The organism is Neobacillus cucumis (assembly GCF_002860255.1).
Classification (GTDB): Bacteria; Bacillota; Bacilli; order Bacillales; family Cytobacillaceae; genus Neobacillus; species Neobacillus cucumis_A.
Genome location: NZ_PGVE01000090.1, coordinates 126,597 through 142,386, shown reverse-complemented (window position 1 = coordinate 142,386; position 15,790 = coordinate 126,597). Strand labels below are relative to the sequence as shown.

Below are 15,790 nucleotides of genomic sequence, written 5' to 3'. Positions count from 1 at the left end.
TATAGTTATAGGAATAAGCAGAAGGTCTCTGACATTAGTTTGTCTTTTATCTTCTGCTTATTTTTTTGAATAATTTTATAGTCTTGAGGTGAAATGGTGCTTGAGTTATACTTTCATTAGTATAGTAAAATACTCTCCATTCAAAAGTTAGGGGGGAGGAATTCCTAAATGAAAACCATCTATGATATTCAGCAATTTTTAAAACAGTTTGGGACAATTATTTATGTTGGTGATAGATTAGGCGACCTTGAACTAATGGAAGCAGAAATAAAAGATTTGTATCAAGCACAACTAATTGAACCAAAAGACTATCAGACAGCTGTGTTACTACTTAGACACGAAATCCAAATTCTAAAAGAAAAAAGTAACCAAAGATAGGTGATTTTTATGTACCCGTAGAAATACGGGTTTTCGTCATTTTTTCCTTCCTTTCATCATATGTTTTTTTATGATGGGAGGAGAAAAGTATATGGAGATTTGTGTACGAACTGGAGATACCTTGTCATATTTAAGCGAGCTTTTTAACGTCCCACTTTATTTAATTATGGAATCTAACTCCAATATTAATCCAACAGAGATGAAACCAGCAGAGAAAGTTCGACTGCCTGGATATGTTTCGGTTCCTTATACCATTAAAGAGGCAGATACGTTTGAAAAAATTGCTAAAATAAGAGGAGTAGAGGTTGATTCACTCTTACTGCTGAATCAAACCAAAACCCCAGAAAAATTGGCTATAGGTGAGAAGATTTATGTCCCCGAAAAAGTGACGGTTCCCTTTGCACCAGTAAAAACCCCATTAGATTCTAAGAGACTGACAAAGTTAATAAACAACCTTACACGTGTCTATCCTTTTATAGAAACCGCTAATGTTGGTACAAGTGTTTTAGGCAGTCCAATACAAGAAATCAGGATTGGAAAGGGAGAAAAGAAAATACATATGAATGCTTCCTTCCATGCCAATGAATGGATTACAACAATGGTTCTAATGAGTGTATTAAATCAGTATTTACTCTCTTTAATTAATAATTATTCTATCAGAGGAAGGAATGCTGCAGCGATATATGAGTGCCTTTCACTCTCCATTGTTCCAATGGTTAATCCTGATGGAGTAGACTTAGTTTTAAACGGACCGCCTGCTCATTTACGAAAAGAGGTAATTGAAATAAATGAAGGCAGTGATGACTTTATTCATTGGAAAGCAAATATAAGAGGAATCGATTTAAATAACCAATTTCCAGCGAACTGGGACATTTGCAGGGAAAATAAAAAGCCTAAAGCTCCGGCTCCAAGAGACTTTCCTGGGGATGAACCATTAACAGAACCCGAGGCAGTTACAATGGCGAACTTAGCAAAAAAAATTCAATTTGATCTTCTATTAGCCTTCCATACCCAAGGAGAGGAGTTTTATTGGGGATATGAAGGACTTGAACCAGCAGAGTCGGAACAACTTGCCCAAGAACTAGAAAAAGTGAGTGGTTATCAAGCTGTTCGCTATGTAAACAGTCATGCAGGTTATAAGGACTGGTTTATTCAGGAGTTTAAGCGGCCAGGATTTACAATAGAACTCGGAAAAGGCATTAATCCCTTGCCGCTTTCTCAATACCCAGATATTCTAAAACGTGCAGTAGAAATATTTGAGACGGTAATAACCTATTAAAATTTTTCCTGCTTCCTTACTTGTAATATCGCCTCATCGTCATTTACAATAGAATTGAAATAGCATAAGAAAATTCAGACATTAAGATGGGGCTTGAAACGGTCCATCAACACACAAACAATAAAAAAGCCGGGCATCTACGGCTTTTTTCCTATTTAACTTGAGATATTTAGATTATGGAAACATTTTTTGTATAAATACCGTCTTAACCATGATAGGGGTAGGAGGAGACGACTTGATTTATAGGAACAAATTTAAACAAGCGAATAGAATTTTCATTTTGCTAATCTTTATTTTGTCGTCCCTCTGTTTAAGTTCATGTGCTAAGAAGGAACAGTCTAATCAAAAAAACAATATGAAACATGTAAAAACAAGCATGATAGGGGCTTCGCCTGCCAAATGGAAAATGCCAATATTGATTCCGGAGGGTCAGGGTGAGATGTCTAAGGTGATAGGGTGGTTTACCAATCAACAAATTTTCTATGTTACTAACTTAAATCAAACGTCAAATCTTTTTCTATATAATCTTTTAACAGGTAAAAGTAAGTTAATTTATAAAACTGAGAATCCTATAGTCAATGTACAAATAAGCCCATCAAGGAAATATCTTTTGATCCATTCATCCCCGTCCTCACTTGAAGGCTTGGTGACTATTATCGATTCCAAAGGAACTGAACTATTAAAGAAAAAGTTTCCTTCGTATGATTTAGTGTTTGAATGGAATCCATTTAATGAGTCAAAAATTCTTGTTACTAAATTTGCAGAAGACTGGAGCTTTCAATTATTTTTATTGGATACGAAAATGGGTAATACGACAGAACTTAATCTGCCGCAGCCGTTTATTCAATGGATAAAGAGAGAAGAGGTGGCTTACTTAAATTGGGATCAAAATAGTCCTTCCTTAGCAGCCCCGCTTATTTTTAAAGAATTACGTGATGAAGGAGAAAAGACTGTTTTTTCTAAAGTAATTCAATTTTCGGCTTATCGTGATATGCTAATGAACGTAGCAGTTAACGAAAAGGAAACATCCATGGCTGATTATTCATTTTTTGATAAAGAGAAAAAAGAGATGTTTCGTTTTTCTCAGCCGCAGTTAAAAAAGTTTTCAGATTGGCTGGTCCCTTTTTATGATTATAGTGAACAAAAGAAACAGTTTCTTACGTTCACACCATTTTCTAGTGGTGATGCCGATACCTATACAGATGGTTTCGAACTTATGAGATATGATTTAAAGAAGGGCACTAGTGATCTGATACTTGGCGGCTTGGATAATGTTCCAATTTCCTTCTCACCATCTGGAGATACTGCTTTACTCGGTAATAGTTATGAAAAAATAATTGATTTAAATAAAAAGGAAATTTATGACTTAATGAAGGAATGACAAACAGAGTCATTCTTTTTTGCTTTGTGGATTGTTATGGTAAAATCACAGAGGAAATTAAAAATGAAAAGTGAAGGTGATATTTAATGGCAATTGTAGATGTAACAGTCATTCCATTAGGAACTGAAACCCCAAGTGTAAGTAAATATGTAGCAAGTGTTCAAAAGGTATTAAGAAAATATGAAGAGGAAGGAAAAATTAAGTTTCAATTAACTCCAATGAATACAATTATTGAGGGTGAACTTCCAGTACTGTTTGAAGTGATCCAAGCCATGCATGAGGTACCATTCTCTGAGGGAATCCAGCGGGTTGCTACCACGGTTCGTATTGATGACCGCAGAGATGTTAAACGGACCATGGAGTATAAGGTTGAACGGGTTAATAGTCTGCTGAACGAAAAAGAGGATAAATAACCAAGCAAAAAAGACTGTCAAAATGACAGTCTTTTGCTTTACGTTTCGTATTAATGAGTTCCAGTTGGGAAACCGGATTCAATAACCGTCATGACTGTAAACCAGCCGAAAACTAGAAATGAAGCTACACCCCAAAAAGCGCCAAGGAAGTTCTTATCTTTCAGTGATTTAAATCCTCCAATAGCTGCAAGGATTGTTACGAGAGCAAATATAATCACTAAACCCATTTTAATTCCCCCTTTTTCTTTAAAGCAGGCAAGATGCCTAAGATTTTCAAAAAATTATGTAACTATATTATATACATTCATTTCCTATTTTATATTTTTTTCATGGATTTGTCGAGGGCAAAATATAGCGCTTTTGTGTGCCGTTTCTTTCTCTCCAATGTTCTTTAGTGTAAAATAGTGATGAACTTATGTATTGGAGGAACATGATATGAAATGGCAGCAAATTCCATTAGGCCCCCTGCAGACTAATAGCTATATTGTTGAAAATCCCGATAAAACTTGCATGATTATTGATCCAGGTGAGGAAGGGAACAAGCTAATCCATTTGTTAAATCAAAGAAAGTTAAAGCCAATAGCTATTCTATTAACCCACGCACACTTTGATCATATTGGAGCAGTAGATCGTGTGAGAGACACCTATAACATTCCAGTCTATATTCACAAACAGGAAGAAAAATGGCTTGGTGACCCTCGGTTGAATGGTTCCCAATTATTTATGCAAATTAATCCTATTGTAGCGAAGCCAGCGGAGCATATTATACAGAATGAAGGGGAAATGAAAATAGGAGATTTTTCGTTCCGAATTTTTCATACCCCTGGGCATTCACCAGGCAGTGTTTCTTTTTACTTTCAGGAATATGATGTTGTCATTTCAGGTGATGCCTTATTTCAGGGAAGCATTGGCCGGACTGATTTACCAGGAGGGAATTCTGCCCAGCTAATAAAGAGTATTCATGATAAACTTTTAAGTTTGCCGGAAGAAACGTATGTCCTGTCAGGACATGGTCCCGTGACGACCATAGGAGAGGAAATGGACAGCAATCCCTTTTTAAATGGATTCTAAAATATATAAAAAGACCCTTCCTTATTTAGAGAGAAGGGTCTTTTTAGGGGATGTTCTTTTTCATATAATGGGAAGGGATATTTTTAATGTTAAGCTACTTATCCTAACATTATAATAAAGTTAACACTATGTCAACAGTGTTAATTTAAAGGGAGTAACCATGATTACATTTTTACGGAATTTAATTTCTCATTCACCCAATGAGCTAATCTCTTATGCCGAATACATGTCTGCAGTCTTGTATCATCCAGAATTAGGTTATTATATGAAAGATACAACAAAAATAGGAAAACAAGGCGATTTTATTACCACTAGTAATGTTTCTGATATTTACGGCAGAATGGCAGCAAAATGGTTTTCTAACATTTGCCAAAAAACAAAATTGCCCCCCGTTTTTTGTGAACTAGGGGGTGGGACAGGGCGCTTTGCGAATTCTTTTTTAAAAGAGTGGCAAGAATCGAGCCAACTACCTATTAAATATATTATTGTGGAAAGCAGTCCCTACCATCGAAAACTACAGAGTGAATTACTTTATCCTGATTTTTCTTTTGTTCAAGCAGTGAGTCTGAACGAGGTGGAGCCGTTTAGAGGGATGGTTTTTTCTAATGAGCTCTTTGATGCTCTCCCTGTCCATGTTATTGAAAAAATAGATGGCCAGCTGTTCGAAGTGATGATAGGGATAAATGATGACGGACAATTAATTGAACAAAATGAAGTATTAACGAACAAAGCCATCCTTACCTTCCTCTCAGAAAGTAATCTGGTTATAAAAGAAAAACAGCGAATTGAAATTCCGTTAGCGATGGAGAAGATGATTGAGGATATTTCGAATGTCTTAATTGGAGGACTGGTTGTAACTGCTGATTACGGCTATACGAATGAGGAATGGGCTAATCCCATTCACAAAATGGGGAGTTTAAGAGGATACCATCAACATTCAATGATTAATGATGTCCTCAAAAATCCGGGTGAAATGGACATTACTACCCATATTCACTTTGATTATCTGGTCCAAAAAGGGACTCAGCATCGGTTAGCGTTGCTAACCAAACTTAGGCAGGATGAATTTCTTTTAAAAGCGGGTATTCTGAAAGAGTTAGAGAACCATTATGACCCCAATCCTTTTTCAGAGGTTAGCAGGAGAAATCGTGCGATTCGAAGTTTAATTATGCCGTCAGGAATGAGCGCTTATTTTCATGTTATTATCCAGCAAAAAGATCTACTGTTACGGCAAGAAGATTTGTTCATAGAATAAAAAAAAACGCCGGGATACGGCGTTTTTTTGCTGCAGCGTAAACAATGCTAAGCGCTTACGCTTTTGGTCATTATTCTCCTGCGCCAAGTGGCATCATGAACGTTGTCCAATATGTAAAGCCGACGAAGAAGATGGTTAAATATGCTCCGAAAACATACAAATACATACGTTCGGAAAGCTTTAGGTAACTAAGCAGAACGAAAAAGCCTGTTTGTGCTAAGAATAGCATGGCTGTTTTATCCATGTCACCCAAATAGAGCATTACGGTAAAAATACCTGTCCAAAAACCACAAACTCTGAACATGCGATCCATATGTATACCCCCTTTTAACGTGCGATACCATCAATACAATATTATAAAGTAAAAGGAGGCATAATGTAAACATTGGGTTCCAATTAGTTTGTGACGAGTACCTGGTAGGAGCAAGTTTCACAACCAGTAATCATATTTTCTTTTTCAATCAATTCAACTGATTCAAATAAGGCGCCAAACATCCCCTTTAAAAATTCATGGTGCATATTGCAGACAGCTTCGGTATGTTCTTCCGCAACTTCCTTAAACGGACAATTGAAAATTTGGAAGTAAATTTTCGTTTGATCGCCATTGGCTTCAAACTCTGGATAAAAACCTGCCAGGGTAGCAGCACTTTTTAAGATCGACAGTTTATGCTCAAATGTTAGCTCGTCACCAAGAGCTCTTTTTGCCAATTCCTGTTCGATGATTTCAGTCCCAAAACGTTTACCAGTCATAAAAAGTGCTTCCTTACCAGCCTCACCAAGTGACATCATTGTTTGAATAGCGACTTTTGATAAAAGCATGTAATCTCGGTAAGGGAAATGCAGTTGTATAACGTCTTCAGATAAACGGTATAGTCGGCTTGGTCTTCCGCCTTTTCCGGTTTTCTTTGTTTCGGATGCTAACATATTAACATCTTCTAGCTTTGATAAATGTAGTCTGGCCACATTAGGATGAATGTTAAAATTTTCAGCTACCTCTTGAACTGTTACTTCTTGATGACGTTTGGTAATGTATTGATAAATGTAGTAACGTGTTGGATCTGACAAAACGTTTGTTATTTTTAATGTTTGTTCCATCACTGTTCACCTCGAACCCCCATAATTTATTCCATTATAATACAGAGAGAATAAAAAGGAATGAAGTTAACAATGTTAACACTATATGTTTAGAAAATGTTCACAATTACTGTCTTTATATTGTAACAATATGTTTTAAATATCTAATTTATTGATATTTTTCTTTTTGTCAATGATGATTTAATGAAAAAAAAGAAGCGGCACATGAGTACCGCTATTTATGTCTCTGTTTTTTCTTTATTTCAGAATAAAGTATATAGGGCAGGATACCGAACCAGCGGTACCAGAAATCTGCTTTTGTTTGTTTTTTCTCAATCCGCAGCCGTTTTCGTTCATCTTTTGGCTGGTCAGCATATTTAACAATCGTTTGGGTCATGTATTTTACATAATCATTTGTTTTCATGGACACACCACCTTTTACACCAACATTATGTCCATTTTTTATTCCTTTCAATCTAATTATTTTGCTTCTACCCATTTAATCAAGTTTTTTGAACGTGTATCAAAGTAGCCGTAACCGGCTATAGGTTTGCGCGTATAAAGAACGAGTGTAAAATCAACAATTTGTATATAACCAGAAGGAGACTCCGCCTTATAATCCATAGTTCCATTTACATAAAAGAAGGTCCCTTTTGCAGGCATTGAACCTTGGATGCGGTACAAAGATTCCACTTTTTTGACAGAGGATAGGAAATAATATTCCTGTTTAAGGATGGTTGTTGTGTCAACTGCCATCTTCCGTTCTGTTAACAATTGTTCAATATGCATGGTGAAAAAGATTAGGAAAAGAAGTAAGATGCATAAGGTTAAAGGGTAGGTAAAGCCTTGTTGACTATTTTTCATGGACTTGTATTCCACTTTAAGTAGGAATAGGCAGTTACGGAATATTCTTTTCCCCACAAATCTACCACTATAATTTTCACGCCATTATTCACAATTGAAAGGGAATATACAGAAACATTTTGAAGAATGGTCTCGTTTCCAGTGGAGTTTACCCTCCGCCTAAGGTAGGACCCATACTTTTCATATTGAATGGTATCTGTGCCCTTTGTTAGAATCAATCGCCCGGATATTACCTCAGCGCGAGAGACTGTTGCAATTTCCTTTTTTATTTGACTGCAAAATACTTCCCATTCCATACCCTGCAATTCCATTTTTGTACTTTTTTGGTTTAGGAGGATGTTAAAAATAGGTGCCATAAAGAAGATGATGGTGGAAAAGATGGAAAAGGCAATTAATACTTCAATTAACGTAAAAGCTTTATCATTCGAGGACGCCACAGATATTGGTTTCCTGATAAAATGAATTTTTTTCAACCTTTACACATACCTCCTTTTGACCAGTTGAATTAGGGTTCAACCAAATAATTTTATATTTAACATTATTTTGGTTAATGGTGTAATCGGAAAACGTGCTTCCGTCAATTATTTTTGCTTTCAGTTCCTCATACATAAATTTTTGTGCGGTATTCTCAATCTCTATTTTTTTTGATTGATCCTTCATCTCCCTTACTAAAGGAAGTAAGAATAGACTAAGCATGAGCATGGTTGAAAGTGACAAAAGTAATTCTAGCAGGAAATAGCCCTTATTGCTCTGTAACATAAAATCTTCCCTTCCCAATCAAAAAGGTCAAGCGGTATTGTTTTATCTTAGTTTGTATAAAAAAGGAACCAAATTTATTAATATTCCCATCTGGGAGGAATCTGAAAGCCAAGGGAAGCGATCCTTCAGTCAGAGAAATATTGGTGGAATAGTCTCTCTCGACAATCGGTTGCGAGTCTGCCTTTGGAACCATGTAATATTTGAATTGATTGGACATGAACATGACCGAGACTTCGTCTTGATGAGCAATCGCATATTGTTGAGCGTAAAGGAGGTCTGCACTTAGCTGTGAAATAAAATTTTCATCTTCCAATACAGAATGCTGGGGTTGTAATGAAAAGACTGTAATGGAGGAGATTACAATAAAAATTGAGAGGACTAGTAATGATTCAATTAATGTAAAGCCTTTTTGATTTCTGTTCATTTAGGGTTATGAGTCTGTTTTTTCAACAGCTTTGACATTACCCTCGGAATCGATTGTCACTTCTTGACCATTCGGACAGCCCTTGATGTCGTTTAAATAGCCTGCTGTTTGTAATTCTGAAAGGGTTGGGATTTTATTTTTTTCCATTTCATAGGCTTGAACTTGGGCTTGGACCATTTTCACGTAAGCTTCACAACCTTTATTGTTGATATTAGAATTGTGTTTGGTAACATTTGGTATGGTGATCAAAAGCAAAACAGATATTATCAACATAACAATCATCATTTCTATCAATGTAAACCCTTTTTCATTTTTTAACATAACCTTAACCTCCTGTTTTAAATACCATCTAATAGATGGAACATTGGTAATAGAATAGCTAAATACATTGAAACCACTAAACATCCAATAAATAAGTAAAGGATCGGCTGAATGGTTTTTAAACTTTTTTCAATTTTTTCCTCCATACATCTCACACAATGTTTGCTGAAAAAAAGTAATTCCTGCTCTAATTTTCCATTTTCTTGGCCGTGTTTAATAATCATAGGAAATTCCTTTTCAAAAAAAGAAAAGGAGGCAATGATTGTGTCCAATTTTTCTCCTGTTACAAGTTTGATTTTTATCTCTTCAGCTATCCGGCTGTAAAATGGCTGTCTGTGATTTTTTTCAAATAGGGAAAGGGCCTCAGAGACAGAAATTCCTCCGGATAATAGGAAACTCAATTGAATGGAAAAGTAGTGTGTGAACAATAATTTGAGGATTCTGCCGGCAATGGGGATACGAATAAGCAGTGCCCTTTGGCTAAGGATTGAAATCTTTCGAAAAACAAAAAAATAATAGATGGCTGCCAGGATGAGAACAACTAGGATAGCATAAATGGCAGTCGGGAAATAGTGGTCAAAAGCATAAAGGACCTTTGTGAAAAAGTTTTCTTTTAGTCCAAGTGAAGCAAACAGTGTTGTAAATCTTGGCAATAAAGTGTTCTGGATGAAAATAAATAAAAAACCAGTAATAAACATTAATAACAATGGATATTGAAGTAATTTTAAAAGCTTTTGTAAATCTTTATCCTTTAATAAAGCAAGGTCACTTCCTTCCAATAGTGCTTCAGCAAAACTGCCATGCTGTTCGGCGAAGTAGATATAGCCGATTAAGTCTTTGTGAAAGCCAATGTCGCTTAATACAACATGAAAAGGTGAACCCTGCTTTAACTCAACTAAACATCCATATAATTCCTCCTTTCGATGGGGCGGTAATTGCAATGCTATGGATTCAATTGCTTCAGCAATTGGGTATCCCCGTAAAAGTAAATCTCCTGTTCTTTTTAAGAAGTTGGCTTGTTCATTTACAGTCCATTTATGACGGCTCATCATCGTATACCAGCCGTTCATATTCGGATGCTTGTATGTAACCTAATGCAATGCCTTTGTTTATCACTTCTTTTAAAGTACGGTAAGGTGTGTCTATTTTTTCACCTTTAGCTGCTTTCATTGCTGTGTTTAGGTTCCGTCCGGATAAGAGTTCAAAAACACTTGCTCTTTTCCAGCGGCCAGAGGAATAACACAGTGGCGAACATTCTCCTTCACAATACGGGCAGGTTAGTTCTACCAATCTCTGAGCAGTGACGGCAATCAAGGTCTGTTCGACTTCTAGCCAATTTACACCGAATTCATGGAGCCGAAACACTGCCCCTTTTGCATCTCGTGTGTGCATAGTGGAGAGGACTAAATGCCCTGTTAGGGCTGCTCTAACTGCAATTTTTGCCGTTTCTACATCCCTGATTTCTCCTACCATAATAATATCGGGATCATGCCGGAGTATCGCTTTAAGTCCAGCGGCATAGGTTACACCGGCTTTTTCATTCACCTGAACTTGCAAAACAGAGTCGTAGTTTTTTTCAATGGGATCTTCAAGTGTGATTACATTGCGATGAAAGAGGTGCGCTGTTTCATTAAGAAGAGAGTAGAGTGTTGTGGTTTTCCCCGAGCCGGTTGGACCGGTAAAGATAATTAAACCATGTGCATGTTTGAGAAGGGCTAATAGCTTTCTTGTCATGGAAGGAAATAGTGAGAGTTGGTGAAAGGGTATCTGTTCATGTTGCGGTAAAAGTCGAATAACGAGGCTCTCTCTATTGTTAGATGGAAGAGTTGAAAGTCTAAGACCCATTAATTGTCCGTCTACTTCACAAAAAACGGCTCCGCTTTGAGGGCGTCTTCTTTCCCCGATGTCCATATTTGCGGTGAATTTAAAATGTGAGATTAATCTGTCGCATTCATCTTTTGGGAGGGATAATCGTGGAATGAGTTTGTTGGTTAAACGGATCTGAACAAGTGTGTCTTTCTTGCGAGGAATAATGTGAATATCGGTTGCTTGATTTCTTACGGCATCTTTAATAATCCGATTAGCTAGTATTTCAATGGAACTAACAATGGGTACCACCGCCTTTTAAATTGTCTATAATCATAATTCGACAGGATTCATACTTTTCCTTTATTATTTTTAATAAATAAAAAAATTTTTTGATTATAAAGTGACAGGCACCATGTGAAGAATTCACATGGTGCCTGTCACCGTTAATTACATTAGCAATATTAGAAAGTAATTATATTGCCTTTTCGGTTAAATAAAAGAGGCCTCCATTAATAAAAGAGATATTAATTTTGGGTTCATATTGTTCTTGCAATGCTTTTTTTTCGGTTTCATAGTTTTCATTTTCTTCTTCTTCTAGGTCTTCATAAAAATGATTTAGTAACCGTAAATCCTGTTCCCATCGTTTTCGTGCCTCTTCAGCCCAGGAATGGTCATCCTCATTAATAATGGCTCTTAAATAGTTTTCAACCCTTATCATCCCGCTCTTTGGTTTAACCAGCGGAGATAATGTAAAAGAATAGTCCGGGATTTTTGGAGTTAGAGGTACTTTTTGTAAACGTCCGTGAAAATCTTCAATCATTTGTCCATTTATAAGCTGTAAGCCGATGGATTTAAAAATATCTCTCTTCCGATCACATTGATAAGAGATTTTGACATTCATACACAGCCAAGGGTACAAGGCCGTTTGACTTTGAATATGTTGATGGTTTTCATATAAGCGGATATAACTAGATAATTTTTTGGTTGAAGCAAATATTTGATGAAGCCGGGGTGAACCAAAATGAACAATTTCCCCTTTGATATTTTCAGGTGCCTTTTTTTGGTCCGTTATAAACGTTAACCTCATCGGGTTTGGAATCCCGCCAGTTTTTTCGAGATAGTGCCAGTAGAAGGGCCGGTTCATTAATTCCTTATCAAGTTCAACGGTTAATTGAACAATTAGATATCCAGGTTTATTTTCAACGATAGGACAATCGTTTGCCTGAAAATATTTTATAAGAAAGTCATGAATTTCCTGCTGCTGCATGTGGGTCATCCTCCTTCATTGATTGAGCAAATTCAATCATAGATGATAAATTCTCCATTTTAATACGCATTTCACCCTCAGAACTGGATTGCCCGAAAATATCAACAAGATGGTCTTCAATATTTCCAAATTCCAATTTTGTTAGGATATCGTCTAACTCTCCAATCACTTTTTCAAATAGATGGATTTTTTCATAAAGTAATTTAAGAATATGTTCTTCCACTGTACCTTTAATGGCAAAATTGTAAATCATGACATCCTTTTCCTGTCCCAGGCGATGAATCCTTCCAATCCGCTGTTCTAGTCTCATTGGATTCCATGGCAAATCAAAATTAATAATATGATTACAGAACTGCAGATTGATCCCCTCACCGCCAGCTTCAGTGGCAATAAGGACTTGAGCGTGTTTTTGGAACAACTCCCTCATCCAGTCCTTTTTTCCTCGCTTAAAACCGCCGCGGAAAGGAACGGAACTGATTCCGTGCTGCTTTAAATACCACTGCAGATACATCTGGGTTGCACGATACTCTGTAAAAATAATAACCTTATCATTTACCTGCTGGATTAATTCAAGGGCTTTTTCTGCTTTTGAATTTTGTTGCACAGCTTCAACCTTTTTGATTAAAAATTGTATTTGTTCTTCAAAGGCAGGAGAGGGGTTCTCTTTCTTTTGAAGCATATTTTTTAGGGTATAGAAAACTGCTTCCCTGCTGGAGCAAGCCTCGCGCTGTAAAGTCATCACGGAAAAAGCACTTGTTTGAACCCAATCTCCTTCATTTTTTAACAGGCATATCGTATCATAAAGATCCTTTTCAGCTGGTGAGAACTCAATTGGTATGGTTTCTACCTGTCTTTTTGTCCACTCAATACCAGTGTCAGCGCGGCGATTTCGAATCATAACCTTGTTCACTAATTCTTTTAAACGCTCATCATCATTTAGGGAACGGGCATCTCGTTTATATTTTTCATAAAAGGCCGTTTCACTTCCTAAGTGCCCAGGCTTTAAAAGAGAAACCAGATTAAAGATTTCCTCAATGCGATTTTGAATTGGCGTGGCGGTTAAAAGTAAACAAAATTTCTTTTTAAGATTTTGTACAAATTCATAGTTTTTCGTTTTATTATTTTTTAGTTTATGGGCCTCATCAATGATAATTAAATCATAATCCTGATTATAAATAATATCCCTGTGGGGATTTCTTTTGGCAGTATCAATAGAAGAAACAACCACATCGCATTGTTCCCATACATAGCTTTTTCTTTGGGTAACAGCTGGTATAAAAAATTTGCTATTAAGCTCAATCGCCCATTGGGTAACCAATGATGCCGGGACGAGGATTAAAACCTTTTTTACTAAGCCGCGAATCATGTATTCTTTTAAAATTAATCCTGCTTCAATTGTTTTTCCTAGACCGACTTCATCAGCTAAAATGGCTTTACCATTCATATTTTCAATAACCTGTTTCGCTGTTTCGAGCTGGTGCGGCAGAGGAGTTAGATTAGGAAGGTGATTTGGGGCCTGCAGACCCTCAAATTCAGGGATGACTAAATGTTTTTCCACATCGATTGCTAGTTTAAAAAGCTCCCAGTTCCCCCACGGACCATCGTTGTCAATCCTATGTAAAAAATCATCCTGCCAAGTGGAATCAAATTCAATTTCAACAGACATCATTTATGCTCCTTTACATACAGTGTAGTATCATGTCTTTTTCCTAACCTAAAGGATTTTGGTGTTCTAATTTTCTAATAAATTTATTGCTCAAAGTTGTAGTTTAATGGTAGGATGAAAATAGCTTAGAATGTTTAAAATATTTTTAATAAGGTAAGTTATTTTTTAAGTATAATTAGTATTACCAAATTGGAAAATATTATAATGCGAATGACAGCAAGGGGAGAGACTACAAGATGTAGCGCCGAAGGAGCAAGCAGACAATGTGAATCTCTCAGGCAAAAGAACACTTGCTTGACGCAACTCTGGAGAGAGCTGTATTGTGTAGCAGCCACCAAAGGGGAAAACCATTTAGGTAAACTTTCAGGTGCAAGGACAGAGACCTTCTTATATTCATAGGGAGGTTTCTGTCCTTTTTTATGTTTTAGGCTCTGTTAAACGATATTGTTGTTTTTTATACCTGTTGATTGGAGCGGAAGTCGCTCGACTCCTGCGGGAGTACGGGGCAGGGGAGACCCCACAGGCGCTAAAGCGCCGAGGAGGCTTCCTGGCACGCCCGCGGAAAGCGAGCGCCTGGAGCGGAATTCAACAGCCAAATTTAACAGAGCCATTAAAAAAACCTAATATTCTTAAAAAATATAGGGGAATAGTATTGTTTGACTGGTTAATGAGTAATCAAACATGTGGAAAAGAACGAAGGGGGCTTAAGGGATGTCTGAATTAAAGAGAACTCCGATTTTTACAGTGTATAAAGAACACGGTGGAAAAACGATAGATTTTGGAGGATGGGAGCTGCCTGTACAATTTTCAAGCATTAAAGAAGAACATGAAGCAGTCCGCACAAAAGCCGGCTTGTTTGATGTCTCTCATATGGGAGAAGTGGAAGTAAAAGGAAAAGATAGTTTAAAATTCTTACAAAAAATGATGACAAATGATATTTCAAAAATTAACAACGGAGGAGCCCAGTACACTGCAATGTGTTATGAAAATGGTGGAACCGTCGATGATTTGCTTGTTTATAAAATTGAGGATCATCATTACTTACTTGTTGTTAATGCCTCAAATATCGAAAAGGACTACAACTGGCTTAATGAGCATGTTGAAGGGGATGTGATTCTTGATAACTTGTCTGAAAAAACAGCCCAGCTTGCTCTGCAAGGGCCGCTTGCGGAAAAGGTTCTACAAAGACTTGCTGTTGAAACAAATTTAAGTCATATTGGCTTTTTCAAATTTCAGCAAGAAGTAAAGTTAAATGGTATAAAGGCACTTGTATCAAGAACAGGATATACAGGTGAAGATGGTTTTGAAATTTACTGTGAGGCTGGCGACGCAATTGACCTTTGGGAAGCCATTTTGGACGCAGGAAAAGAAGATGGAGTAATTCCATGCGGATTAGGTGCACGGGATACCCTTCGTTTTGAATCAGTTCTAGCACTTTATGGGCAAGAGCTCTCTCCTGAGATCACTCCTTTCGAAGCAGGAATTGCATTTGCAGTGAAGTTAAATAAAGAAGCTGACTTTATTGGGAAAGATGCGTTAAGAAAACAGAAGGAGAATGGGTTAACAAGGAAATTAGTAGGGATCGAAATGATTGACCGCGGTATTCCGCGTCATGGCTATCCTGTTTTTAAAGGAGAAGAACTGATCGGTGAAGTAACAACCGGTACACAGTCGCCAACGTTAAAAAGAAATATTGGTCTCGCTCTTATAAAGACAGAATATGCCGGACTAGAGTCAGAGGTAGAAGTTGAAATTCGTGGAAAACGCCTAAAGGCTGCAGTAGTTCCAACACCTTTTTATAAAAGAGAAAAGAAATAGGAGAAGGGAGT

The 15,790-nt window shown here is 36.9% G+C and carries 21 protein-coding genes and 1 riboswitch; of the genes, 8 read left to right on the top strand and 13 right to left on the bottom strand.

The genetic code is table 11. The features are described from left to right. The first annotated feature begins 168 nt into the window (after positions 1–168). From CVD27_RS24140 to CVD27_RS24125, 4 genes are all read left to right on the top strand, one after another. Complete coding sequence (locus CVD27_RS24140) at positions 169–378, top strand: YqgQ family protein (RefSeq protein ID WP_101651208.1); 210 nt, start codon at positions 169–171, stop codon at positions 376–378. A gap of 91 nt (positions 379–469) precedes the next feature. Next, on the top strand, positions 470–1,657 hold the full coding sequence (locus tag CVD27_RS24135) for a M14 family metallopeptidase (protein ID WP_101651206.1): 1,188 nt from the start codon (positions 470–472) through the stop codon (positions 1,655–1,657). A gap of 355 nt (positions 1,658–2,012) precedes the next feature. Further along, on the top strand, positions 2,013–3,038 hold the full coding sequence (locus CVD27_RS24130; protein WP_180960420.1) for a YqgU-like beta propeller domain-containing protein: 1,026 nt from the start codon (positions 2,013–2,015) through the stop codon (positions 3,036–3,038). Between the two features lie 86 nt (positions 3,039–3,124). After that, a complete protein-coding gene (locus tag CVD27_RS24125) occupies positions 3,125–3,451 on the top strand; it encodes an MTH1187 family thiamine-binding protein (RefSeq protein ID WP_101651203.1) in 327 nt (108 codons plus the stop codon). Positions 3,452–3,501: 50 nt separating this feature from the next. Here CVD27_RS24125 and CVD27_RS24120 read toward each other — a convergent pair whose 3' ends face one another. Further along, positions 3,502–3,678, bottom strand: coding sequence for a DUF2759 domain-containing protein (locus CVD27_RS24120; protein WP_101651201.1), 177 nt, complete (start codon positions 3,676–3,678; stop codon positions 3,502–3,504). Positions 3,679–3,886: 208 nt separating this feature from the next. On the opposite strand from CVD27_RS24120, the gene CVD27_RS24115 reads away from it, so the two are divergent. Continuing rightward, positions 3,887–4,522 (top strand): MBL fold metallo-hydrolase, encoded by a 636-nt coding sequence (locus CVD27_RS24115; protein ID WP_101651199.1) that lies wholly within the window; start codon positions 3,887–3,889, stop codon positions 4,520–4,522. A 160-nt stretch (positions 4,523–4,682) separates the two neighbouring features. Beyond that, a complete protein-coding gene (locus tag CVD27_RS24110; protein ID WP_101651197.1) occupies positions 4,683–5,777 on the top strand; it encodes a class I SAM-dependent methyltransferase in 1,095 nt (364 codons plus the stop codon). Between the two features lie 70 nt (positions 5,778–5,847). On the opposite strand, the gene CVD27_RS24105 is transcribed toward CVD27_RS24110, so the two are convergent. The 12 genes from CVD27_RS24105 to CVD27_RS24050 form a co-directional block, all read right to left on the bottom strand. After that, positions 5,848–6,090 carry a DUF2626 domain-containing protein gene (locus CVD27_RS24105; RefSeq protein WP_101651195.1) on the bottom strand — a complete coding sequence of 81 codons (243 nt, stop codon included), beginning with the start codon at positions 6,088–6,090 and terminating at the stop codon, positions 5,848–5,850. An 83-nt stretch (positions 6,091–6,173) separates the two neighbouring features. After that, positions 6,174–6,872 carry a helix-turn-helix transcriptional regulator gene (locus tag CVD27_RS24100; protein ID WP_101651193.1) on the bottom strand — a complete coding sequence of 233 codons (699 nt, stop codon included), beginning with the start codon at positions 6,870–6,872 and terminating at the stop codon, positions 6,174–6,176. Positions 6,873–7,086: 214 nt separating this feature from the next. Then, positions 7,087–7,275, bottom strand: coding sequence for a YqzE family protein (locus CVD27_RS24095; RefSeq protein WP_101651191.1), 189 nt, complete (start codon positions 7,273–7,275; stop codon positions 7,087–7,089). A 56-nt stretch (positions 7,276–7,331) separates the two neighbouring features. Continuing rightward, positions 7,332–7,715 (bottom strand): competence type IV pilus minor pilin ComGG, encoded by a 384-nt coding sequence (gene comGG / locus CVD27_RS24090; protein WP_101651189.1) that lies wholly within the window; start codon positions 7,713–7,715, stop codon positions 7,332–7,334. Continuing rightward, positions 7,712–8,152 (bottom strand): competence type IV pilus minor pilin ComGF, encoded by a 441-nt coding sequence (gene comGF / locus CVD27_RS24085; protein ID WP_257984472.1) that lies wholly within the window; start codon positions 8,150–8,152, stop codon positions 7,712–7,714. Before comGF ends, comGG begins: the two co-directional genes overlap by 4 nt. Further along, positions 8,136–8,474, bottom strand: a complete 339-nt coding sequence (comGE, locus tag CVD27_RS24080) for a competence type IV pilus minor pilin ComGE (RefSeq protein ID WP_101651187.1) — start codon at positions 8,472–8,474, stop codon at positions 8,136–8,138. The genes comGF and comGE overlap by 17 nt, the downstream gene beginning before the upstream one ends. After that, positions 8,458–8,898 (bottom strand): competence type IV pilus minor pilin ComGD, encoded by a 441-nt coding sequence (gene comGD / locus CVD27_RS24075; RefSeq protein WP_101651185.1) that lies wholly within the window; start codon positions 8,896–8,898, stop codon positions 8,458–8,460. Before comGD ends, comGE begins: the two co-directional genes overlap by 17 nt. Positions 8,899–8,904: 6 nt before the next feature. Beyond that, complete coding sequence (gene comGC / locus CVD27_RS24070; RefSeq protein ID WP_101651183.1) at positions 8,905–9,219, bottom strand: competence type IV pilus major pilin ComGC; 315 nt, start codon at positions 9,217–9,219, stop codon at positions 8,905–8,907. A 17-nt stretch (positions 9,220–9,236) separates the two neighbouring features. Continuing rightward, the gene (gene comGB, locus CVD27_RS24065) at positions 9,237–10,289 is read right to left on the bottom strand and encodes a competence type IV pilus assembly protein ComGB (RefSeq protein ID WP_308301823.1); all 1,053 of its coding nucleotides are present in this window, start codon (positions 10,287–10,289) and stop codon (positions 9,237–9,239) included. Then, a complete protein-coding gene (comGA, locus tag CVD27_RS24060) occupies positions 10,255–11,337 on the bottom strand; it encodes a competence type IV pilus ATPase ComGA (protein WP_101651181.1) in 1,083 nt (360 codons plus the stop codon). Before comGA ends, comGB begins: the two co-directional genes overlap by 35 nt. A gap of 163 nt (positions 11,338–11,500) precedes the next feature. After that, the gene (locus CVD27_RS24055; protein WP_101651179.1) at positions 11,501–12,295 is read right to left on the bottom strand and encodes a YqhG family protein; all 795 of its coding nucleotides are present in this window, start codon (positions 12,293–12,295) and stop codon (positions 11,501–11,503) included. Further along, a complete protein-coding gene (locus tag CVD27_RS24050; RefSeq protein ID WP_101651178.1) occupies positions 12,273–13,961 on the bottom strand; it encodes a DEAD/DEAH box helicase in 1,689 nt (562 codons plus the stop codon). Before CVD27_RS24050 ends, CVD27_RS24055 begins: the two co-directional genes overlap by 23 nt. A gap of 210 nt (positions 13,962–14,171) precedes the next feature. Next, a riboswitch (glycine riboswitch) is annotated at positions 14,172–14,261 on the top strand. Between the two features lie 163 nt (positions 14,262–14,424). Here CVD27_RS24050 and CVD27_RS28390 point away from each other — a divergent pair. Together CVD27_RS28390 and gcvT are read left to right on the top strand one after the other, a co-directional pair. Continuing rightward, a complete protein-coding gene (locus CVD27_RS28390; protein ID WP_180960419.1) occupies positions 14,425–14,685 on the top strand; it encodes a hypothetical protein in 261 nt (86 codons plus the stop codon). Then, a complete protein-coding gene (gene gcvT / locus CVD27_RS24040; RefSeq protein ID WP_101651174.1) occupies positions 14,673–15,779 on the top strand; it encodes a glycine cleavage system aminomethyltransferase GcvT in 1,107 nt (368 codons plus the stop codon). The genes CVD27_RS28390 and gcvT overlap by 13 nt, the downstream gene beginning before the upstream one ends. The last annotated feature ends 11 nt before the right edge of the window (positions 15,780–15,790 follow it).